This is a genomic window from Peribacillus simplex, assembly GCF_001578185.1.
Lineage (GTDB): Bacteria > Bacillota > Bacilli > Bacillales > DSM-1321 > Peribacillus > Peribacillus simplex_A.
In genome coordinates this window covers 1,356,397-1,378,273 of sequence record NZ_CP011008.1, presented here as the reverse complement: position 1 = coordinate 1,378,273, position 21,877 = coordinate 1,356,397, and the positions used below count along the sequence as shown (strand labels likewise).

Annotated in this window: 27 protein-coding genes, 1 pseudogene and 2 riboswitches; of the genes and pseudogenes, 11 read left to right on the top strand and 17 right to left on the bottom strand. The window is 39.7% G+C overall.

What is annotated here, in order from left to right:
- Window positions 1–10: 10 nt before the first annotated feature.
- The 3 genes from opp4B to UP17_RS06490 are packed head-to-tail and all read right to left on the bottom strand — an operon-like array spanning window position 11 to window position 2,921.
- The gene (opp4B, locus tag UP17_RS06500) at window positions 11–976 is read right to left on the bottom strand and encodes an oligopeptide ABC transporter permease (RefSeq protein ID WP_061462190.1); all 966 of its coding nucleotides are present in this window, start codon (window positions 974–976) and stop codon (window positions 11–13) included.
- A 15-nt stretch (window positions 977–991) separates the two neighbouring features.
- Complete coding sequence (locus UP17_RS06495) at window positions 992–1,918, bottom strand: ABC transporter ATP-binding protein (RefSeq protein ID WP_061462189.1); 927 nt, start codon at window positions 1,916–1,918, stop codon at window positions 992–994.
- Window positions 1,896–2,921, bottom strand: a complete 1,026-nt coding sequence (locus tag UP17_RS06490; protein WP_061462188.1) for an ABC transporter ATP-binding protein — start codon at window positions 2,919–2,921, stop codon at window positions 1,896–1,898. Before UP17_RS06490 ends, UP17_RS06495 begins: the two co-directional genes overlap by 23 nt.
- A 493-nt stretch (window positions 2,922–3,414) precedes the next feature.
- On the opposite strand from UP17_RS06490, the gene UP17_RS06485 reads away from it, so the two are divergent.
- Window positions 3,415–4,050: a Bax inhibitor-1/YccA family protein gene (locus UP17_RS06485; protein WP_061462187.1), complete on the top strand. Its 636-nt coding sequence runs from the start codon at window positions 3,415–3,417 to the stop codon at window positions 4,048–4,050.
- Window positions 4,051–4,243: 193 nt separating this feature from the next.
- On the opposite strand, the gene UP17_RS06480 is transcribed toward UP17_RS06485, so the two are convergent.
- The 6 genes and pseudogenes from UP17_RS06480 to UP17_RS06460 form a co-directional block, all read right to left on the bottom strand.
- The gene (locus UP17_RS06480; protein ID WP_061462186.1) at window positions 4,244–4,786 is read right to left on the bottom strand and encodes an acyl-CoA thioesterase; all 543 of its coding nucleotides are present in this window, start codon (window positions 4,784–4,786) and stop codon (window positions 4,244–4,246) included.
- Window positions 4,787–4,918: 132 nt separating this feature from the next.
- Window positions 4,919–5,458 (bottom strand): M15 family metallopeptidase, encoded by a 540-nt coding sequence (locus UP17_RS06475; RefSeq protein WP_434218684.1) that lies wholly within the window; start codon window positions 5,456–5,458, stop codon window positions 4,919–4,921.
- A gap of 158 nt (window positions 5,459–5,616) precedes the next feature.
- On the bottom strand, window positions 5,617–5,922 hold the full coding sequence (locus tag UP17_RS28635; protein ID WP_250211765.1) for a hypothetical protein: 306 nt from the start codon (window positions 5,920–5,922) through the stop codon (window positions 5,617–5,619).
- A 2-nt stretch (window positions 5,923–5,924) separates the two neighbouring features.
- Window positions 5,925–5,978: pseudogene (locus UP17_RS29470) on the bottom strand (hypothetical protein); the annotation flags it as partial.
- Between the two features lie 406 nt (window positions 5,979–6,384).
- Entirely contained in the window at window positions 6,385–6,687 is a 303-nt protein-coding gene (locus tag UP17_RS06465) for an MFS transporter (protein ID WP_167555971.1), read from the bottom strand.
- A gap of 126 nt (window positions 6,688–6,813) precedes the next feature.
- Window positions 6,814–7,515 carry a DUF459 domain-containing protein gene (locus UP17_RS06460; RefSeq protein ID WP_061462183.1) on the bottom strand — a complete coding sequence of 234 codons (702 nt, stop codon included), beginning with the start codon at window positions 7,513–7,515 and terminating at the stop codon, window positions 6,814–6,816.
- Window positions 7,516–7,738: 223 nt separating this feature from the next.
- On the opposite strand from UP17_RS06460, the gene UP17_RS06455 reads away from it, so the two are divergent.
- Window positions 7,739–8,245 (top strand): GNAT family N-acetyltransferase, encoded by a 507-nt coding sequence (locus UP17_RS06455; protein ID WP_061462182.1) that lies wholly within the window; start codon window positions 7,739–7,741, stop codon window positions 8,243–8,245.
- 92 nt (window positions 8,246–8,337) lie between these two features.
- On the opposite strand, the gene UP17_RS26130 is transcribed toward UP17_RS06455, so the two are convergent.
- A complete protein-coding gene (locus tag UP17_RS26130; RefSeq protein ID WP_155727260.1) occupies window positions 8,338–8,511 on the bottom strand; it encodes an aspartyl-phosphate phosphatase Spo0E family protein in 174 nt (57 codons plus the stop codon).
- A 251-nt stretch (window positions 8,512–8,762) separates the two neighbouring features.
- Entirely contained in the window at window positions 8,763–8,951 is a 189-nt protein-coding gene (locus UP17_RS06450) for a Fur-regulated basic protein FbpA (RefSeq protein ID WP_061462181.1), read from the bottom strand.
- A 176-nt stretch (window positions 8,952–9,127) separates the two neighbouring features.
- Window positions 9,128–9,232, bottom strand: a riboswitch (SAM riboswitch).
- Between the two features lie 159 nt (window positions 9,233–9,391).
- Window positions 9,392–9,496: riboswitch (TPP riboswitch) on the top strand.
- Between the two features lie 94 nt (window positions 9,497–9,590).
- Between UP17_RS06450 and tenA the strand changes: the two genes are divergently transcribed.
- From tenA to thiE, 5 genes are read left to right on the top strand one after another with little or no spacing between them, the layout of a single operon-like run.
- Window positions 9,591–10,280 carry a thiaminase II gene (gene tenA / locus UP17_RS06445; protein ID WP_061462180.1) on the top strand — a complete coding sequence of 230 codons (690 nt, stop codon included), beginning with the start codon at window positions 9,591–9,593 and terminating at the stop codon, window positions 10,278–10,280.
- 14 nt (window positions 10,281–10,294) lie between these two features.
- Window positions 10,295–10,816, top strand: a complete 522-nt coding sequence (gene thiW / locus UP17_RS06440; protein ID WP_061462179.1) for an energy coupling factor transporter S component ThiW — start codon at window positions 10,295–10,297, stop codon at window positions 10,814–10,816.
- Entirely contained in the window at window positions 10,785–11,591 is an 807-nt protein-coding gene (gene thiD, locus UP17_RS06435) for a bifunctional hydroxymethylpyrimidine kinase/phosphomethylpyrimidine kinase (RefSeq protein WP_061462178.1), read from the top strand. The genes thiW and thiD overlap by 32 nt, the downstream gene beginning before the upstream one ends.
- Entirely contained in the window at window positions 11,588–12,403 is an 816-nt protein-coding gene (gene thiM, locus UP17_RS06430) for a hydroxyethylthiazole kinase (protein ID WP_061462177.1), read from the top strand. Before thiD ends, thiM begins: the two co-directional genes overlap by 4 nt.
- On the top strand, window positions 12,384–13,016 hold the full coding sequence (thiE, locus tag UP17_RS06425) for a thiamine phosphate synthase (protein ID WP_061462176.1): 633 nt from the start codon (window positions 12,384–12,386) through the stop codon (window positions 13,014–13,016). The genes thiM and thiE overlap by 20 nt, the downstream gene beginning before the upstream one ends.
- 35 nt (window positions 13,017–13,051) lie before the next feature.
- Here thiE and UP17_RS06420 read toward each other — a convergent pair whose 3' ends face one another.
- Complete coding sequence (locus UP17_RS06420) at window positions 13,052–14,257, bottom strand: MFS transporter (RefSeq protein ID WP_061462175.1); 1,206 nt, start codon at window positions 14,255–14,257, stop codon at window positions 13,052–13,054.
- Between the two features lie 277 nt (window positions 14,258–14,534).
- On the opposite strand from UP17_RS06420, the gene UP17_RS06415 reads away from it, so the two are divergent.
- Together UP17_RS06415 and UP17_RS06410 are read left to right on the top strand one after the other, a co-directional pair.
- Window positions 14,535–16,022: an aldehyde dehydrogenase family protein gene (locus UP17_RS06415; protein ID WP_061462174.1), complete on the top strand. Its 1,488-nt coding sequence runs from the start codon at window positions 14,535–14,537 to the stop codon at window positions 16,020–16,022.
- Window positions 16,023–16,436: 414 nt separating this feature from the next.
- Window positions 16,437–17,669: an aminopeptidase gene (locus UP17_RS06410; RefSeq protein WP_061466007.1), complete on the top strand. Its 1,233-nt coding sequence runs from the start codon at window positions 16,437–16,439 to the stop codon at window positions 17,667–17,669.
- A 521-nt stretch (window positions 17,670–18,190) separates the two neighbouring features.
- Here UP17_RS06410 and UP17_RS06405 read toward each other — a convergent pair.
- The gene (locus UP17_RS06405; protein ID WP_061462173.1) at window positions 18,191–18,469 is read right to left on the bottom strand and encodes a hypothetical protein; all 279 of its coding nucleotides are present in this window, start codon (window positions 18,467–18,469) and stop codon (window positions 18,191–18,193) included.
- Between the two features lie 385 nt (window positions 18,470–18,854).
- Between UP17_RS06405 and UP17_RS28205 the strand changes: the two genes are divergently transcribed.
- Window positions 18,855–19,022 (top strand): hypothetical protein, encoded by a 168-nt coding sequence (locus UP17_RS28205; protein WP_167555970.1) that lies wholly within the window; start codon window positions 18,855–18,857, stop codon window positions 19,020–19,022.
- A gap of 124 nt (window positions 19,023–19,146) precedes the next feature.
- On the opposite strand, the gene cspC is transcribed toward UP17_RS28205, so the two are convergent.
- The gene (gene cspC, locus UP17_RS06400) at window positions 19,147–19,347 is read right to left on the bottom strand and encodes a cold shock protein CspC (RefSeq protein WP_010331195.1); all 201 of its coding nucleotides are present in this window, start codon (window positions 19,345–19,347) and stop codon (window positions 19,147–19,149) included.
- 330 nt (window positions 19,348–19,677) lie between these two features.
- Between cspC and UP17_RS06395 the strand changes: the two genes are divergently transcribed.
- Window positions 19,678–19,938, top strand: coding sequence for a hypothetical protein (locus tag UP17_RS06395; protein ID WP_061462172.1), 261 nt, complete (start codon window positions 19,678–19,680; stop codon window positions 19,936–19,938).
- A 55-nt stretch (window positions 19,939–19,993) separates the two neighbouring features.
- Here UP17_RS06395 and UP17_RS06390 read toward each other — a convergent pair whose 3' ends face one another.
- The 3 genes from UP17_RS06390 to UP17_RS26125 all read right to left on the bottom strand — a co-directional run bounded on the left by UP17_RS06390 (window position 19,994) and on the right by UP17_RS26125 (window position 21,847).
- Window positions 19,994–20,611 (bottom strand): YdcF family protein, encoded by a 618-nt coding sequence (locus tag UP17_RS06390; protein ID WP_061462171.1) that lies wholly within the window; start codon window positions 20,609–20,611, stop codon window positions 19,994–19,996.
- Between the two features lie 106 nt (window positions 20,612–20,717).
- Window positions 20,718–21,503: a serine hydrolase gene (locus UP17_RS06385; RefSeq protein WP_061462170.1), complete on the bottom strand. Its 786-nt coding sequence runs from the start codon at window positions 21,501–21,503 to the stop codon at window positions 20,718–20,720.
- A gap of 179 nt (window positions 21,504–21,682) precedes the next feature.
- Window positions 21,683–21,847 (bottom strand): YezD family protein, encoded by a 165-nt coding sequence (locus tag UP17_RS26125; RefSeq protein WP_081108733.1) that lies wholly within the window; start codon window positions 21,845–21,847, stop codon window positions 21,683–21,685.
- Between the last annotated feature and the right edge of the window lie 30 nt (window positions 21,848–21,877).

The following is a 21,877-nucleotide window of genomic DNA, read 5'->3' as shown; positions in this document are numbered from 1 at the left end:
CACCCCGCTCCTATTCTATCCGTATGCGCGGATCGACCGCACTAAGTATGATGTCCGATAGAAGGGTGCCAAGCAGAGTGGCAAATCCCGTCATCATGACGATGGCCGTCACTACACTGAAATCCCGCAGACTGACTGAGCTAAGGAAAAGCTGCCCAAGTCCCGGATAACTGAAAATGGTCTCGATTATGACCGCGCCGCCGATCAATCCAGTAATTTCATAACCTAAGAATGCTGCTATCGGTAAAAAAGAATTTCTAAGGATATGACGTGAATATACTTTTGATTCAGGCACTCCCTTTGAACGCGCAGTCCTGACGAAATCCTTGATTTTATTATCGATGATTTCATTTCGCAAATATTGGATCGTACTTGTAGTTGCAATTAATGCTGTACTTAAAGCCGGTAATATCAAATGATTGATCTTACTTACAACATAGGCGAATGTGCCTTCATCCACTTTTGAATCGACACTGCCGCCGGATGGGAACCAATCCAAGGCGAATCCGAAAATGAATAACATGATTAACGCAAAGATGAATATCGGTGTGCCAAACCCTGCATAACTATAACCCGTAACGGTTTTATCCACCCACGTATCGTTATACCTTCCGCTAAGTATGCCTAATGGAATCGCAAGCATATATGTAAAGATCAGAGTGACCAACGCCAGGAACACCGTGTTCCAAAGCCTGTCTTCGATAACATCCATAACGGGCGTTTTATGTGTATAGGAAATACCGAAATCCCCCTGTACCGCATTGGATGCCCACCTTAAATATTGTTGATACCAAGGATCATTCAGACCCAATTCTTCCCTGATCCTATCGAGCTCGGCTGGATTGGCCCTGGGGTTGATTTCCTGGCCTGATAAGGCATCTCCCGGCATGGCTTTGGCCATCATGAAAACGATGATGCTCAATAAAAAGAGTTGCGGGATCATACCTAATAAACGTCTGAGGATAAACTTCCACATATTCTTTCCACCTCCTTATTGTAATGCGACTCTATGTGTTGCCGAGATTGGCTTCAAATCGTAAGCACGTCCATTCTCATCGAAATATTTCGAGTAGGTTGACTCATATTCTGAAGTGAGTTTTTTTCTAAGCCGCACTTTATCCTCACGAACTTCTGGCTCTAAATCCGGAATGGCGGCAATCAGGCGTTTCGTATAAATATGTTGGGGATTTTCATAGATTTCCTCACTTTTACCTTCCTCTACCAATCTACCTCGGTACATAACACCCATCCGGTCACACATATGCCGGATTACGCCTAAATCATGCCCGACAAATAAATAAGTCAAATTGAACTCCTGTTGGAGATCCTGAAGGAAATTCAAAACTTGTGCCTGAACGGAAACATCCAGGGCTGATACCGGTTCATCAGCAATGATCAACTTAGGCTTCAATGTCAATGATCTGGCTATTCCAATCCGCTGGCGCTGGCCCCCTGAAAATTCATGAGGATACTTGTGAATCGATTCAGGACTAAGCCCGACTTTGTCCAAGAAGTCCTGGACGATTTTCTTTTCCTCCGCTGGTGATAACCGTTCGAAGTTCCTTAGCGGTTCGGCAATGATGTCCAGCACCCTCTTCTTGGGATTCAATGATGAATACGGGTCTTGGAAAATCATTTGGATATCTTTTCTAAATGGTTTAATCTCTTTTCTACTTAATGATGCTAAATCCCTGCCTTCAAACAGGATTTGTCCGGATGTCACATCATTCAGCTTAACCACTGCCTTGCCTGTCGTGGACTTGCCGCTACCGGATTCTCCTACCAAACCATATGTCTCCCCTTGCTGCAGTTCAAAGGAAACACCGTCCACAGCCTTTACGTGATCGACCACCCTTCGGAAAAAACCGCCCCTAATTGGAAAATGCACTTTTAAATTATCTACTTTGAGTAATGTCATGTGTCGATGCATCTCCTTCAGCTTGAAAATAAAATTCTTTATAGCAGGTACATCGTACAAAATGATCGTTGCCCACATCGTGAAGTCGGGGCGCCTCTTCATGTGCATGTTTTGGTATCCAAGGGATCCTATCCTGGAAACGGCAACCTATCCTATCCATTTTCGCTATCGATGGGACGATTCCCTCAATAACGTGCAAACGGTTTTTCTCATTTGTAGCCGAAGGAATCGAATTTAATAACGACCTCGTATATGGATGCAGCGGATTATTGAATATCTCTTTAACAAATCCCGTTTCCACTACCTGTCCGGCATACATGACAACGATCCTGTCAGCGACCTCTGCAACGACGCTCAGATCATGTGTAATTAAGATGATCCCCATTTTTGTCCTGCTTTGGATATCTTTCAGCAAATCAAGTATTTGCGCTTGAATCGTAACATCCAGTGCCGTCGTGGGTTCATCGGCAATGACCAGTGCAGGGTTGCAAGCAATGGCAATCGAAATCATCGCCCTTTGCCGCATTCCACCCGAGAGCTCATGCGGATATTGCTTGTACGTCCGTTCAGGATAAGGAATTCCGACTTGTGTCAAAAGCTCTATTGTCCTGTTCATTTTTTCATCCCTGGAGAGGGCAGTATGGTAATCAAGATTCTCCTCGATCTGTTTTCCAATGGTCATGAGCGGGTTCAAAGCCGTTAAAGGTTCCTGGAATATCATGCCCATTTCCTTACCACGGACTTTATTCATTTGCATATCATTCAACTTTAGTAGATTTTGGCCTTTATAATTTATGGTTCCTTCGGATTTCGTTCTCTGCTTATTATGTAATTGCATGATAGATAAGGCCAATGCACTCTTTCCACAACCTGATTCACCAACAACTGCAACAATTTCATTTTCATTCACCGTAAATGAAACATCATCCACCGCTGCATGATATTTGTTACGGATTCGAAATGAGGTAGTTAGGTTCTCTATTTGCAAAATAGCTTTCTTCATCCTTGATCCCCCTAAACTATTTTATCGAGAAAATAACTAATCTTCTGATAATTATTTAAAATTTTAATCAATTTTTTACATTTATACAATAGTTTTCATCCAAAATAATCACATTTTTTTCATATTTTATAACTACAGGAATATTTTTCTGCAATAAAAAATCATTTTCTTTATGACTGTTATACAGTAAAGTTATGAAGCCCGGTTATTTGTGCAGAACGATTATTTAAAAATTTATTATCTTTAAATAACTATCAATAAGTTTATATTTATTTATTGAACATATCGATTTACATACCTTAATATGATTTAGAATAAAAATATTTTAATATTTCAGAAAAGTTAGTTTAATTGTAAGGATATCATAAAATAGGTAATTATTTCATATATATTTCGATACTTTCGAAAAAACAACTTAATTTATTAAATGTAATGAAACCTTTTTAAAACAGATCCGTAGAAATCGGTAGCAAATAAATGATGAGGTGATTGAATGTATTCACAAACTGTACAAACATATATGCCTTCCGTCATGAGGACGTTCGCGTTATCTCTAGCAGTTTCCGTTTTAGGGATGGCTCTCGGCACTTTTATTCCGCCATCCTTGTTTCTTCCCTTAGCGATCCTCGAGATCGCCATGTTGATTGGAGCAATCATCATGCGGAGGAAAAAATCTATCGGGTACACATTCTTGTATAGTTTTACGTTAATTTCAGGAATAACCACCTATCCGATCATTGCACACTACTTAGCAGCTGCAGGGGCAAATGTGGTAATCTTAGCCGGTGTTACGACGACAGTTGTATTTGGAGGACTGGCGGTTTATGCGACAACCACCAAAAGGGATCTTTCTTTCTTGGGAGGCATGTTATTTGCAGCCTTGCTGGCTTTAGTGGTCATTAGCCTTTTCAACATTTTCTTTCCATTAAGCTCTACAGCCATGCTGGTCTTTTCATTTATTGGTATTTTAGTTTTCAGTGGTTATATTTTATATGATTTCAATCGAATGAAGCATTACGGGGTAACAGCCGAAGAAGTACCGCTCATGGCCCTGAATCTATATCTTGATTTCATTAACCTTTTCATTAACATCTTACGTTTCTTTGGTATTTTAGCAAGTGATGACTAAAAGGATGGTATCCAATCCTACATGGTAACAGAAAAAGACGCTTGGCTGTCCAAGCGTCTTTTCACGTATGTGCCCCATTTGGGTAAAAAAGCATCTATCAGGTATTTTATATAAATCACTGTATAAAACCAATTCATGAGAGTTCCCCAAAAATTTTGAACCCCTGGCAATGAACTGCTGAAGGTACCGTATCTTATTTATATAATCCTGGATTTGATTGATCGGTCCATGGCAGTTTCACACCGAAGGTACTTGCAATGAACTGTGTATCTTCTCTTCTTTTTTTCCTTATTTGGGCCCGTTGTTTTGCCGATTCATTTAAATTCATTTCCATCTCTGTTTCGGGAACCAAACGCGGAACCGGAATTGGTTTACCTACTTCATTAATGGCAACAAAGGTCAAAAAGGAAATGACGCATAAATTCCGATCTCCTGTAACTAAATCCTCCGCAATCACCTTTACGATGATTTCCATTGATGTTCTGCCCGTATACGTCACGAAGCTTTCAAGGCAAACTGCATTTCCTTCGTGAATAGGGTGCAGAAAATCGACAGAATCAGTTGATGCCGTCACGACGTTGCTTCTCGCATGCCGCATGGCGGATATAGCCGCTACATCATCAATGTATGCCATTAATTTGCCTCCGAACATCGTACCAATATTATTTGTATCCGGTGGGAGGACAAGGCTTGTTTTTATGACCAAAGAATCCCGGCAATGTTTTATTTCTTCCATGGTGACTGCACTCCTTTTTGTCTGATTTCTCACTAGTCCACTTTATCGAATTCTTACCTGTAAAGCAATATACATGCTTATTTTCCTGCTATTAGTCAAAATTATTCGGCCTTAAAATAAAGCGCCACACTTTCACTGCCCATTTGGTTGCTTGCCTTGTTGCAGCTCACGCAGGCTCAAGCCAAATGTCATTTGTAAATGAGGATAATCCTTAAACCCTGCCCAATCCCCGCCCCAATCAAAACCTAACCCTTTAGCGATGGTTACGACTTCCATCCAATCCGACTTCCCATTATGATTGCCATCATAACCCATATCCCAAATGGCCTCGCCTTGTTTGTTAAGGAGGGCAAAATCTATCGCCAAACCGAAATTATGAAGCGACTCCCCTCCTTTTGCATTCGTTACGACTTTGCCCTTGGTTAATCGGCCTTTTTCATAGAGTTCATTTTGCTCGGCTAATGACCGGAACCCCGCTGTAATGATTACCGGGATGCCTTTGTCATTAGCCTGTTGAATGAGCTCATCTTTTTTTTCGGCAACGATCGGATTAAGCTCGTCAGTCAGTTTGATTTCATCTAGATCAGGCGGAACCATATACTTGAACAAGAGCCCCAACAATAATCCGAAAAAGCCCAATACCAAACATGTCCTTACCCAAGTAGCTTTCACTAAAAAAATCCTTCCTTTACGAATAACTGTCAGAAAGTGAAAAACTCAACCAAAGACGGATGAGTTTTTCTTCTATTATAACTTTGATTTCAATTCTTCTATTTGCATTAATTGCCGTTTTTCATGAAGTCCCACGAAAGTAATCCATTGCTTCAAGCTTAATTCTTTAAACAAAGGGTGAGGAAAAGACTTTTGTTCGAGATCATTTCGTTTTGCATGATCAACTCTTGTATAAAGGCTTTGCGGGATTCGGACAACTTATCCTTAACCTTGCTCAAAGTTTGGAATGATTCTGACGGAATGACAAATGGCGGGGCCTGAACCTTCAATTCTCGATTTAAAGTAAGCTCGATTGGTTTATCCACAGCTGGAATGCTTTCATCGCTTTTCAATTTATCGGCAATATTCTTGTTATGGCCTTCTCCATTAAATATAAATGATCCAATACCTGAATGATGCTCCAACGTCCTTTTTCAGGATGGGCGTCTAGTTGTTCATCCGAAAGTCCTTTGACCGCAATTAAAAGTTCTTCACTGATATTTTCATTTTATAGCATCTCCTCTTATGGCCTAGCTAATCTTCTTTAATTATTCCATTTTCTATATGAATGTGTAAAATAATAATGCTTTTTGACAGAAACGAACCGATTTATAGTTGTCTATTTTTCGAAAAGCTCTATTATAGTCATAAAGGTAAAATTCACCTAATACAAATGACTTCCGAAATAGCTCCAAATAGCAATGACTTTGCGATGTTGTAAGCAATAATAAAGAACATAAAGAAAAATCATTACAGCTCACATACTATATATACAAAACTATAGGTAGTATGTGAGGAGACAATACCTATAGTGAAGGAACCTAATGCCACACCTAAATCATTGAATAAAAAAAACGTTGAAGTTGCTAACCCTTTTCGCTCAGTTTTTACTGACTGAACAGAAGAGTTTGCATAGCAGGTTGAAGAACACCAAACTCTTCTCCTATGATTGCTCCTGCACTTAAAAATGCATTCATGGTATGTGCTTGACTCAAAATGATCATACCTATGATAAAAATTAATACGAATGGATAGACTATATGATTTGCTCCTTTACGATCAAATAGTTTTCCAACAAATGGACGTGACAGTATTATAAAGAGTGCGAAGATTACAAAGAAATAACTTGTAATAGATGTCATACCTAATGCCTCAGCATAAATAGGGATAAAAGTAAAATACGCCCGCAAAAGTAAGAACAGCAGCCATTAAATCAACGGGAACAGTCTCAATCTCAAAAAAACCCGGATAAGGGACACTTTTTTATGTATGTCCGTTATCCAGGGTATAATTCAGCCTTCTGTGCATTTTTACTTTCATTTGAAATGATAACTTTCCAAAATCCGATTCGTAATGAGCTGATATCCCTTTTCATTGGGATGAATCTTATCACTGAAATACTCGGTTTTCTTTTTATTCTCAAAAAGATCATTTGTAGGAATGAATACCATCCTTTTATCCTTTTTCGCTATTCCCATTATTGATTGGTTATAATCTTGGATGTGCTTTTCAAGTTTTTGATTATCTTTAATCGGATTATACAGTCCCACTACAAGTATATCCGCTTTATCGTTTGCCTTTATCAGTGTCGAAGTAATCTTATCAAGATGGTTGATATACTCCCGTTTACCCTCATCGATTTTTCGATCACTTATTTTCTTCAAGTCACCGCCGTTACTATTGATCAAGTCATTGGTTCCAATATAAACGATGAAAGTATCGGCTTTATCAAGTTTCGATTTAAGGCGGTAATCATCAAGCTGATTCATGACCCCATCCGTTTCCTGACCTTTTATACCGTAATTCCAAAAACTCACTTTTTGTTCCGATTCCGGATTATTCAATTCATCCTCCAGACCTTCTACATATCCCTCCCCGTCCTTATCCCCTTTTCCATAGGTTAACGAATCTCCAAAAGCCATTACCCTTTGCACATCTTTCGACTCCGAGGCCTGAAATTTATATGCAGCAAAACAAATAACTAGTACAATAATTAACAAACCTGCTACTTTTTTCATTGGGTTCTCCTTTTGTCTATTTACTATGAAGTATTTCATCATTTTAAATACCCAAAAATCTGTAGTTTTAACATACAAAAATGAATTGTCAGATAAATAGTAAAGAGTGTATGATAATATAAAACTTTCAATGGATTGGGCTTCATTCACCGGCCTTTATGTAAGCGGGATGATACCCTTTATTCTGGAGATTGAATATAAATGATAGATAGGAGTTTAAATGATGGCAGAGCACATAGAGTTTAGGGAGGCAGCACTTTCGGATTTACCCAGAATCGTTGAAATATATAATTCGACAATTGCTTCAAGAATGGTCACGGCAGATACGGAACCTGTATCCGTACAATCGAGGGTTAAATGGTTTGAGGAACATCATTCAGAAAGTCGACCGCTATATATCATTACTATAGAAGGGCAAACTGCCGGATGGATGAGCTTTCAATCTTTCTATGGCCGGCCAGCTTATGATTCTACGGCCGAAATCAGCATTTATATCGATGATTATTTCCGGGGAAAAGGAATCGGACAAATTTCGATTCAAAAGGCAATTGAAGTGAGCCCTAAATTAGGGGTGAAGACTTTATTAGGTTTCATTTTTGCCCACAATATACCTAGCCTGAAGCTTTTTTCAAAATTCGGGTTTGAAAAATGGGCAAATTTGCCTCGAGTTGCAGAGCTCGATGGCATTGAAAGAGATTTGATTATACTTGGGAAACGTGTCGATAATTAAAATATTCATTTAAAAGCTATTGCCTTGAGCAGTAGCCTTTTTCAGATTAAACGAGGCCGAAATGGAGAATTTAGAAATATCTATATACTTTCTTAAAGGGAAAAATATTCAGAATCTCTTTTATTTGTTAATGCATTCAACAGCGTATCCAATTCTTGGCTTGCTTGAACAGTTAGAAGACTTGTTAAACCATAAATTGCCGCCAATTTAATCATTTCTTGTCTCTTCTCTTCTACTTTTTCTACAGTTACCTTCTGGCAAATCATCAAGCCACCTCCCATTTATTCAATTTTTTTACACCTTCATCATAATGAAACTTATAGTTAAAATCAACTATTTATTTGAAATTAAATGTGTAATTTTACTATTTAAATGTGATAAAAAGCCTATTTCATTTTCTGAATATGTATATATTGTGTCATCCCCTATATAAACACAAATAAAAAAAGCATCCACAAGTATAGACTGCGAATGCTTACATCATATCTCTTATCCCAAGATTATAGCCTATCGGATACTATGTCATCCATTCCGAAGGAGACTCGTTATTTGGTCTATTTATTACAATCTTATATTCATTTTCAAGTACTTTTAACGGGGCATCATAAAGGTGCCTTTCATCAGAGGTTTTGTATACTCCATTGGCCAATAACTCTTCAATAAGCATTGCCTTCCTCTGTTCAATCCTCTTAAATAATTCTGCCATGTAAATGGCTCCTTTCCTAGTCATCATAGAGCCCGCTTCTAGTTGAGCTAAACTGTATTAACCGGTTTGATTTCACCAAATTATATATACCTTTTCTAGTATGCCACTAAACGTTATTCCGCAAAAATAAAAGCCTCTTCTAATTCAAGAAGAGGCTTACAGTGTCCGTACGGCTCTTCTTATCTTCCAAGCAAATGCTTGTTGGATTTAGCACAGTTCCCAAAATGGGTCTGCTGCCGAGGTTTCTTTGGGCCAAGTCCCTCCACCTCTCTGGATAAGAATTCAATATATAAATGATGTAGAAATGATTTTATCCCAATAAACATCAAAAGTCAATTACCTGGTTCTTCCTTTTCCACTTGCCATAAATGGATTTCCCCTTTCAAATGTGGGTTGCATTTTCTTGTCTTTCTGATATGATGTCAGTAATTACATACAATTCACACCACTAGGGGAGTCTTTTTTTAGACTGAGATGGAATTAGTTCCGGACCCTTTGAACCTGAACCGGCTCATACCGGCGGAGGGAAGTGGATGATATCGTCCATTTGCAGACTTTATCCATCTACCCCGTTCCGTATTCAGGAGCGGTTTTTTTTATGGATGTAAATAGGGGATCTATTCTAAAGGAGGATGAACAATGGAGAACACTAAATTAGAAACCTTCAGTGAAAGACTTCATGGACGGGCAAAAGAAATTTGGAAAAGGAACCATTCACATCCCTTTGTCCAGGCAATTGGAAACGGCACGCTTCCTGAAAAGAAATTTTCTTATTATTTGAAGCAGGACTATATCTATCTCATGGAATATTCCAAGCTTTTTGCTCTAGGTGTCATCAAAGCTCATAATATCGAAACTATGGCAAAATTTTCCAGTATTTTAAACGAAACTCTTCAAGTGGAAATGGATATCCATCGGCAATATGCTTCGGAATTCGGAATCAGTACCAAGGAATTGGAAGAAACAGAACCTACGCCTACCACTTTAGCCTACACGGGTTACATGCTAAATGCAGCTCAGCATGGGACTTTGGCAGACCTCATCGCTTGTCTCCTACCATGTGCTTGGGATTATTATGAAATCGGTTTGATATTAAAAAAACAAAATGGTGAAGCATTGGAAAACAACCGCTACGCAGATTGGATAAGGTCCTATTCATCTCCTGAATTCGGTGAGGCACACAAGTGGCTGATTGCTTTATTGGAGGAATTAACAAGAGGCATGCCTGAAAAGGAACTTCTGAGATTAGAAAAGCACTTTTTGGTGACTTCCCGATATGAATATTTATTCTGGGATATGGTTCAAAATGAACAGGATTGGCCACTGTAGGTATTGACATGATAATGAATCCAATCAAGAAAATGACGTTGACTGCCATGTTCACGGGTATAACGACTCTGACCAGTTCATTTATTTTCATCCCTGTCGGATTTGCTAAAATCTTCCCTATACAGCATCTGGCAAATGTCCTGACAGCCGTTTTATTGGGACCTGCCTATTCGGTAACACAAGCTTTATTAGTTTCCATCATTAGAAACATGTCTGGTACCGGTTCAATTTTCGCCTTTCCTGGCAGCATGATAGGTGCACTATTGGCTGCCGTCCTTTATCGAAAAACACAAAGCTTGAAATTCGCCTGTCTAGGGGAAGTGATTGGGACCGGCATTCTCGGATCCCTATCCTGTTATCCACTTGCACTCCTCCTCTTGGGGGAAAAAGCTGCTCTTTTTGGTTTTTTACCAGCTTTTATGCTTAGTTCATTCGCAGGTGCGCTTTTAGCTTTCATATTACTTAAAATACTTCTAAAAAATAATTATATGAAGGGGATTTTTTATGAAAACAGCATTAACCATCGCAGGCTCTGATTCAGGGGGCGGTGCTGGAATACAAGCAGATTTAAAAACATTTTCTGCACATGGTGTCTTTGGAATGTCTGCCATTACAGCCGTAACTGCACAAAACACAATGGAAGTGCGTTCAGTTCAGGCCATCGAAACAGCTATCATCTCGGATCAAATTGCTGCCATCTTTGAGGATATTCATGTCGATGCAGTAAAAATAGGAATGCTTGGATCAAAAGAAATAGTGAAAACAGTCGCTGCTTCCATTAAAACCTACTTACCTTCCATCGTTATCCTTGACCCAGTCATGATTTCAAAAAGCGGCCACCATTTGCTAGACGAAAAAGCTGTCACTGCCTTAAAAATGGAATTGCTTCCGCTTGCAACACTTGCAACCCCGAATGTACCAGAAGCGGAAGTCCTTACTGGCTTGTCGATTCGAACGAAACAAGATTTTTATAGGGCATGCATATCCATACATGAACTAGGTTCTAAAGCCGTTTTACTTAAAGGGGGCCATGCAGCAGGAAATCCAAACGATCTTTTTTATGATGGAACTGACTTCCAATGGATCAAGGGAGAACGCATTCATACACAAAACACACATGGTACAGGCTGTACCCTATCATCCGCCATTACATCCAACCTGGCAAATGGACTGCCATTGAAAGAGTCGATTGAACTGGCCAAGACCTATATTTCCGAAGCGATACGGAATAGCTTTTCAATCGGTAGGGGGCATGGACCTGTCCATCATTTTCATTCATTTTCAAAAAAAGAACGGAGTGACTTAATATGAATGTAGCTGCAGCCGATTTATTCGTGAAAGTACGAGAAAGAAAACCTCTCGTTCACCAAATCACCAACTTTGTTACGGTCAACGACTGTGCCAATGTCACCCTTGCCATCGGTGGCTCACCTGTAATGACATCGAGCCCCAGTGAAGTGGCGGATATGGTCAAATTAGCGAATGCATTGGTCCTGAATTTCGGTACGATTGATGATAAAGCCTTAGAAGCAATGGAGATTGCCGGCAAGACGGCAAATGCCCTGAATATCCCAGTCATTTTGGACCCGGTGGGAGTGGGTGCCACCTCCTATCGGACAGAGAAAGTCACAGAGCTCCTAAGTAAGGTTACTTTCCAAATCATTCGCGGAAATGCGAGTGAGATCCTTCGATTGATGGGGGGGGATATCGTTACACGCGGAGTGGATTCAGGGGAACTAGCGATTAGCAATGCAGAGCTGGCTGCACAAGCAGCAAATAAATTGAATAGTATCATCGTGGTCAGCGGGGCTAAGGATGCGGTCAGCGACGGAAAACATACGTCAATTATCGACAACGGGAATCTCCTTTTAACTAATGTTACTGGTACCGGATGCATGGCCACTGCTCTTATCGGCACCTTTTCCGGAGTCACGGACGATTTCTATTCTGCGGCAATTGCCGGTATCTCGACCATGAGCATTTCAGGGGACCTGGCAGCTGCAAAACTTCAAGAAGATGAAGGGACAGGAACGTTTCGAGTGCGATTAATGGATGCAATATCAAGAATGGATAAGGAAATATGGATGCATGAGGTGAAAATAAATGAAGAAGTCCCAAATTGATTTAAGTCTATATTTAGTTACGGAAGAGTCGATAGCAATAGAAGAATTGACCAAAATCATTGCAGAATCGGTTTCAGGAGGAGTTTCGATCGTACAACTTAGAGAGAAAAACAATTCCTCCCTCTCCTTTTATAAAAAGGCTTCTGCATTAAAACAGTTATTGAGCGAGCTGTCCATTCCCCTTATCATTAATGACCGGGTAGATATAGCACTCGCTGTTGAAGCGGACGGAATTCATATTGGGCAAGATGATCTTCCACTGCCTGTCATCAAACAAATGGTTCCTGACGATATGATTGTCGGTGTTTCAGTCTCCACACTTGAAGAAGCTCTCGAAGCCGAACAAAATGGAGCAGACTATATCGGAGTCGGTTCCGTTTTCCCTACGAAGACCAAACAAGATGCAACGCTAATGGCCATTGAAGATTTGGAGGAAATTTGCCGCAGCGTATCGATTCCTGCCGTAGCAATCGGGGGTATCACAGCCGATAACATTTCCTCACTTTCAGATAGCGGGCTATCCGGTACCGCAGTCGTTTCAGCAATCATGAATGCAGATAGTCCAAAGATTGCCTCCGAACTCCTTTTAAAAATAATAAAAGACTTTAAGTAAAGAAAAGAGGGGACTGATTGGTCCCCTTCCTTCGTTTATGTCAAAACGGTATTCTTTGTTTCCTTCCCAAAAGCCACAGCAGCGGCTCCCACTAGAATAGCAATTGTAAATATGGTGAAAATCGTTGAAATCGGGGTACCGGCAGCAACTAAATACCCTACAAGCAATGGCCCCAGGACACCGCCAATCCTGCCAATACCAGCAGCTAGCCCTGTACCGGTACCACGAACTGCAGTTGGATACTGCTCAGGTGTATACGCATAAAGCGCACCCCATGCCCCTAAGTTGAAGAAAGATAGGAACATTCCAGAAACTATCAGCAGTGCCAACCCCTCTGCCGATCCAAAGAAAAAGGCACTGATGGCTGTTCCAATTAAGTATGTGATCAAAACGAATTTACGACCCATCTTCTCTATCAGCCATGCAGCTGAAAAATAGCCCGGAAGCTGTGCAAGCGTCATGATCAAAACATATTCAAAGCTTTGAATCATACTGAATCCTTTTAAGACCATCACACTTGGCAGCCATAAAAACATCCCATAATAAGAAAAGACCACGCAAAACCAAAGAATCCACAAAACAAGGGTCTGGCGAGAATATTCCTTTTTCCAGACACTTCTCATGTTGCTTATTACTGTTGGTCTCTGCTTCTTTTCAAGTTCCGTAAATTTCGGTGAATCTGGTAGCTTCAAGCGCAGATACAGTGCATATAAAGCGGGAACTGCACTTAATATCAACGCAACCCTCCAACCATAAGCCGGAATGATGAAATAGGAGATGAGTGCTGCCAATATCCAGCCAACCGCCCAAAAACTTTCAAGGAGGACGACAACCCTTCCCCTTTTACTAGCATCAACACTTTCAGAAACCAATGTCGATGCAACCGGAAGTTCGCCTCCAAGTCCCATTCCAATCAAAAATCGCAATATCAAGAACAAGCTGAGTGTACCGACTGCTGCAGACAGGCCACTTGCGATTGAAAACAATAATAATGTAATGATAAAGACATTCTTGCGTCCGACCCTGTCAGCCATCGCACCAAAGAAAACAGCTCCTACAGCCATCCCTATAGAGTTTATGCTCCCTATCCAGCCAACCTGTTCACTGGTTAAGTTCCATTCCTGTTTCAAAGCAACTATAATGAAAGAAAGCATACCGATATCAAGTGCATCGAACATCCACCCAAGACCCGCAACAACTAATAATTTACGCTGCGATATCGTTTTAACATCATTTCCCATATATTCCTCCTGAAGAACTTTAGACCTTCTAGTTATTTTATCCCTATTCATTTTAACTATTAACTTTAATTTCCGCTATAGTATTTACACATGTCATGACAAAAAAACTTCATCGTTTATAAATGAAGAATGACTCTTGATTGGGGTATTATGTCGAATGATAAAGATTGAATATTCCTTTTTTTTCATTTATTATAAAAATTGGCATAGATCATAGCGTTATCAAATAAGTCATCATGTTTTGCCCAAGATATTCATTTTATTCAGGAGGGTACTTATGACAAATCTAACGTTAGAAGTAAGTGGAAAGCTGCAAAAATTTTTAACAGGACCAAAAAAGCTTTATATTAATGGACAGTTTGTAGAAAGTGCTTCAAAAAAAACCTTCTCCACTCCTAATCCTGCTACAGGACAAAAACTTGCCGAAGTATATGAAGCAGATAAAGAAGATATCGACTTAGCCGTCAAAGCTGCACGCAAAGCATTCGATGAAGGTCCTTGGTCAAGGATGAGCGCCGCTACCCGCAGCAGGCTTATGTATAAGCTGGCAGATTTAATGGAAGAAAACAAAACTGAACTTGCTCAATTGGAAACGCTGGATAATGGGAAACCAATCAGTGAAACTACCAATGCTGACATCCCTTTAGCTATAGAACATATGAGATATTTTGCTGGCTGGTCCACCAAGATTGTTGGACAAACCATTCCGGTAAGCGGAAATTACTTTAACTACACAAAACACGAGGCTGTTGGTGTTGTGGGACAAATCATCCCATGGAACTTTCCGCTTCTTATGGCGATGTGGAAACTTGGAGCGGCACTTGCTACAGGCTGTACGGTCATATTAAAGCCTGCTGAGCAAACACCGCTTTCCGCACTTTATTTGGCTGAATTGTTCGCTGAAGCCGGTTTCCCTGATGGGGTGGTCAATATCGTTCCCGGCTTTGGTGAAACCGCGGGACAAGCACTTGTCGACCATCCGCAAGTAAATAAAATTGCATTTACCGGTTCGACTGAAGTTGGAAAATTGATCATGCGTTCCGCTTCATATTCATTGAAACGGGTCACATTGGAACTTGGTGGGAAATCCCCAAACATCATCCTACCCGATGCGGATTTCTCAAAAGCCATACCTGGAGCTTTGAATGGGGTCATGTTTAACCAAGGGCAGGTATGCTGTGCCGGATCCAGGGTTTATATTCAAAAGAAACATTATGACAACGTTGTTGCCGATATGGCCAGCCATGCAAAAAATATCAAACAAGGGGCAGGTTTAGATCCAAGCACACAAATTGGACCGCTTGTTTCCCAGGAGCAGCAAAATCGGGTAATGGGCTATATTGAAAAAGGGAAAAACGAGGGCGCGGAAGTTCTTGTCGGCGGTAACAAACCGGGTGAACAAGGCTACTTTGTTTCTCCTACCATATTCGCTGGTGTTGAAGAGGAAATGACGATCGCTAAAGAAGAGATTTTCGGGCCGGTCATTGCCGCAATGCCATACGAGGATTTAGACGATGTCATTAACCGCGCAAATGCCAGTGAATATGGATTGGCTGCTGGCTTATGGACAAGCGATTTAGCCAATGCCCATTATGTTGCAGGAAAACTCCGTGCTGGTACAGTGTGGGTGAACTGTTATAACGCTTTCGACGCGGCTTCCCCGTTCGGCGGTTACAAACAATCAGGAATCGGACGTGAAATGGGATCTTATGCACTTGATAACTATTCGGAAGTGAAAAGCGTCTGGATCAATTTGGGTAAGTGATTTTTTGAATATTAGAAAGGGGGTCTCAAAGAGACCCCCTTTCTTTCAGTCCGTGATGAACTGAGAAACAACAAAATTATTGCGACTGCTCAAACCTTTCCGATAGTCTTTCCTTCTTTAGTTTTGGTAGGTTGAAACATGGACAAAAAGAATGTTGAAGGCACCTTTACTGCTGGAGCTAGCGCAGGTGTACGTGTCCAAACGCCGGTGATGGTGTTGAGGCGGCCATTAATCACCTAAGTGAAATCAATTGGGAATGTTATGTGGACCATGATTTACTGAAAAGTTGTTTTTGATCTTATAATCTTTCATAGAACTATAAAGTTTTTCCATACAACGATGTAAAAAGTTTCTTTTTTATATGACAATAAGTACAATTATAGATGTAGAAAATGGAAAAGGAGTTTTTAAATGATGAGTGATTTTCAAACGAATTTAGAAAAATATGCAGAGCTGGCCGTTAAGGTCGGCGTTAATATCCAAAAAGATCAAACCCTGGTTGTAAACACTACATTAGAGGGAGCTGACCTTGTACGTCTCATCGTAAAAAAAGCATATGAGAACGGTGCGCGGAATGTCATCGTTAATTGGAATGATGATATCGTTGCACGTACCAAATATGAACTGGCTCCGGATGAGGTGTTCCACGAGTATCCAAAGTGGCGGGCAGAAGAAACGATCGAACTTGCGGAAAACGGAGCTGCGTATCTGTCCGTCATCTCCTCAAGCCCTGACTTATTGAAAAGTGTACAACCTGAAAGGATTGCCAACTTCCAAAAGGCATCCGGGACTGCTCTGAAGAAGTGGCGTCAGTATATGCAATCGGATAAAGTAAGCTGGTCCATAGTCGCCGTCCCTTCAAAGGCTTGGGCTGATAAAGTATTTCCTGAAGAAGCAGAAGGAAAACGCGTTGATATGCTATGGGAAGCCATTTTCAAGGCAGTTCGTGTTGATGTGAAGGATCCTGTAGAGGCTTGGAAAAAACACGATGATACCCTGCATGAAAAGGTTGATTATTTAAATGATAAGCATTACCAAAAATTGCATTACACGGCTCCTGGAACCGACCTGACAATCGAGTTGCCTGACAAACACCTTTGGGTCGGAGCAGGAAGCGTTAACGTACAGGGTCATGAATTCATGGCTAACATGCCAACCGAAGAAGTGTTTACGGTTCCATTGAAAACAGGTGTTAACGGTACGGTTTCCAGTACGAAACCCCTTAGTTATGGCGGCAACATCATTAATAATTTTTCCGTAACCTTTAAGGAAGGACGGATCATTGAAGTAAAAGCTGAAGAAGGGGAAGAAATCCTAAAACAATTGGTTGAAACGGATGAAGGTTCACACTATCTTGGGGAAGTGGCACTCGTTCCATTCAACTCACCGATTTCCCAATCGAATGTTTTATTCTTCAATACATTATTCGATGAAAACGCGTCAAACCATCTCGCTATCGGCAGCTCCTATGCTTTCTGTATTGAAGGCGGAAAAAATATGAGTCCAGAAGAGCTTGCAGAAAATGGGCTGAATGAAAGCCTTGCACATGTCGATTTCATGATTGGATCCGTGAAAATGAACATCGACGGCATCAAACAGGATGGCACTTCAGAACCTGTTTTCCGTAATGGGGATTGGGCGTTTTAATTAAAGGGTTGATATAGAGGGGTTTTTAAGGTCTATAGCCTTAAGTGGTCACAAAAATGGTCACATCACATTTCATTAGATTTAAACAAATTATCTATCTCATTGGCCACGTGTTTCTGCATACTAGGAAGCACGTGGCTATAAAGTGTACAGTTTATTTTGGAAGTCCCTTTAAATAGTCACCTGTTGATGCTCTTTAATTAATTTGTCTAGTGTTGGTCTTGATGATCCACCTAATTCCTTTGCAAGCTGAGAATTCGATAGTTCTCGAATGGTATATATTGCTTGTCGAAGTCTGGAATCAATACTTCTTTCTTTCCTTCCTTACTACTTTCCTGCTGCTTTACCTATATAAAATACTCATGGAAAACAAGCCATTTATATACAGGTTATGAATAAAATTTTGTATATAAACAGCTTATTAAATATTTGTGTTATTGAACTCAAACCAGCGTTTAATAAGGCAAATGTCCATTTAAAATAACGTCATGTGCAAAATTAACTAATATTACTTAATGAGGCTAGTAACAACCATGTCCATGATGACCGCCATAACCCATACCGTATCCAGAATGACCGCCATAGCCCATACCATAACCAGAATGACCGCCATAGCCCATACCATATCCAGGATGACCGCCATAGCCCATACCATAACCATGATAACCACCATAGCCCATACCGTATCCAGGTTGACCGCCATAACCCATGCCATAACCGCCTAAACCGCCATAACCCATGCCATAACCACCATAACCCATGCCATAACCAGGATAACCGCCAAAGAATTGTCTTTCCATTTATATCTCCTCCTCAAATTGCTTCAAAAATAGTGTATGTGTCCATATTCAAAAAGGAATAGACATTTGCCTATATTAAAAATTCACAAGTGTTTACAGACAATTAGCCAGTCAAAAAAGGTATGGGAGAGAATATGAAGAAGCATTTAGTGGGCAATGGATTGATATTAATTTTCCCGATCCTAAAATTAGTTTTAGGCATCCTCATTCCATTTATAATATCCGAATGTGCAGAACCTTTTTAAATATGCTCTGTTCAAGGCAAAAGATCTCACAATACGTCCACTTATCACGTTTAGGAAGCTACATAATATATCATTGGAATATCTTGAACACATTTTTTATTCCCAAATATGTTATACTATTAATAAAGAGGGTGCATAAATTGAAAAGCAATAAGTATAATACTGGCGAAACAGTAACTATTCAGGATACTAATGAATTAGTAACCATTAATAAATGGGCATACGTAAAGAACATGAAAAGATATTCTTATACTGTAAAAGAACATCCAACTACTTTTTTCTTTGAAGAAGAATTAAAAAAAGCTTAATAACACGTCCCTAAAACCCTACTCCGCTCAGAGTGGGTTTTTTTATGCCTTCATTTTTTAAAACAATAAAAAACAGACTCCAGTAGAGGAGTCTGTTCATATAGGTTACGATTTAATTTTAAAATTAAGCTTTTTGAACGTTAGCAGCTTGAGCTCCACGAGCACCTTGCTCAACGTCGAAAGTTACTTTTTGACCTTCGTCTAAAGATTTGAAGCCTTCGCTTTGGATAGCTGAGAAATGTACGAATACGTCGTCTCCGTTTTCACGTTCGATAAATCCAAAACCTTTTTCTGCATTAAACCATTTAACTGTACCTTGTTCCATTTTTGTTGCCTCCTAGTGCATAACACACATGTTATTACTATTTTTAACCATTTGGAAAATAACTAGTATCCTCTTTCACAATCAAAAACAATTCTTTATTAGATTAACATGAAATGATTAATATAGCAAATTATCTAGAGATATTTTAAAAATACAAGGATTACATCTTCTTCGCCTTTCTATTGGATAGATTTTTTCAATTGCCCATTTCCCTCTTTCCTTTATTTACTTTATTTATCCAATAGAATGATTCAGATAATGATGAAAGGGTATATCAAATATGAAACAGTACCATTTCACTTAAAGAGTAAACAGCAAGGAGGTCAATCAATGAAATATTACAAAGTTTCCAATAGCGGTTTTGAAAGTAAGGTTATTGTAGCCTATAGCGAGTATGAGGCACTTGGATTCTATTTAATGGAAATCAATGATCAACTTGGTTTTGTTGATGATATAGATGTGGAAGAAGTAGATCCTGATGAACGAGTCGAGATTTCCTACACCGGGTATCCCGTCTATAAGACACTTAAGGAAATATATCAAGAGAACGATTTTTGGGAAATTCCCAATGTTGTCGTGGAAGTCGAATAATAAAAGAATCCCCCGTCTATAAGGAAAGGGAATTCGGATTATGCCCCTGGGATGGTTATCTCCCAATTAATTCAGTCAAATAATATTTGGTAATAGCAAGATATTCACGGGTATACGATTTCAACAATACCACTTTTGGTGTCTTTGCTGGTATTCCCTTTATGTCCAAGCCTTCTTTTTTTGCTATTTCAACTGCCCGGTAGATATGAAAATCATTACTGACAATCAATCCGGAAGCAGCTTTATCAGGAATGAGTTCTTTTGAGAAAACAATATTTTCGTGAGTTGTTGTAGATTTGTCTTCCATCATGATTCGCGCTGCTTCTATTCCATGCGCGATTAGCCCCTGTTGCATTGCCTTTGCTTCCGAAATATCTTCCCCCGGACCTTTGCCGCCAGATACAATGACCACAGTATGTTCATTCGCCGATAAATATTCTGCAACTTTATCAATCCGGTATTGTAAAGATAATGATGGAACCGAACCTTTGACCCTTGCTCCAAGAATTATGAGGTAATTGGCATTTTCAGGAATTGGCTGGTGAATGCTTTGTTGAATTTTCATATGTAAAAAACCAAAATAACCCAGTAACACAACAAATCCAATTATGCCAAATTTCATCGTCCTCTTCAATGTTTTTCCCCGTTTCGTTCCACTTCCATTATATACCATTTTCCCCTCATTTCCCCTCACAACTAATAATATGGAAGAGCGGGAATCATGATTGACTTCCCGCTCTTCTTCTTATTATAGTGATGACCATTCCAAATCGGATAATCTATTCTGAGACCATATCATCATATATCAACTTTCCAATTTTACTTATTACTTGACGGCTTTCTTCCTCTGATTTCATATCTTCAGTTAGAACTGCAGCATAAACTGTTTGTGTTTCTGACCGAATGATTGCACAATCATGGGCAACTCCCCGAATTCCGCCCGTTTTGCTTGCGACCTTAACTCCTCTGCCCATCAGTGATGGAAGTTTATCCCGTATTTGCTGATTATCAAATACACGCATTATTCTTTCCTGGCTTTCTTTCGTTAAAAAGTCGCCTGTATGTATGGCTTTTAAGCAGGTAATCGTATCTTCCGCCGAAATGGTATTGTCCCGTCCTTCCTTTAATGCCTTAAAATCCTGCATTTTCCGTTCAAGGATGGTATTTTTCAAACCAAGTTCCTTGATGCATCGATTAATTTCATCAATGCCTAACAGGCTCATCATCATATTCGTGGATGTATTGTCAGAAACGGTTATCATCAATGTCAATAAGTCCTCAACCGTTAAAAATACCTTATTTGATAAGGCATGCAGGACCCCAGATCCGCCGGTCACTTCATTAGGGGGGATGGTCACTGGTTGATTCAAATAGATTTTCTTTTGTTCACTTTGACGATAACCTTCAATGATCATTGGTATTTTGATTAAACTAGCTGATTGAAAGGATTCATTCACGTGATATCCAATAGTCTCTCCTAGACCATTTTCAATTTTATATGCAATTTTCCCATTAAATGATTCAACTAATGCCAAGATATCATGTTCTATGGTTTGTAAGGTCATAAATTCCCTGTTCCTCCTTATTGTTTCATTTAAGTCCCTTTAAAAACTCCCTTATACCTTAACTTATTCTACCATGTTAAAAGCAGTACAATCTTCTACGAAATTCCAAATCGATTTAATATGTATAAAAAGCAAAATAAAAGAGCCTTCGTCTTGAAAGCCCCCTTAAAAAGTGGTATTTATCTTGTTTTAACAGCCCGGCCCTTAACTGGGAATCGTTTCTTCTCAGTTGTATCCACCTGAGTGATTTCACCATCATGTACGGTTATTATGACGGATCCATATTGTAGATCTTCCAAGCTTGAAATGATATGCCTAAATTTGAATTCTTCTTTCTTTTCCATGATCTCTCCCCTTCACTACTGGTAATAAAG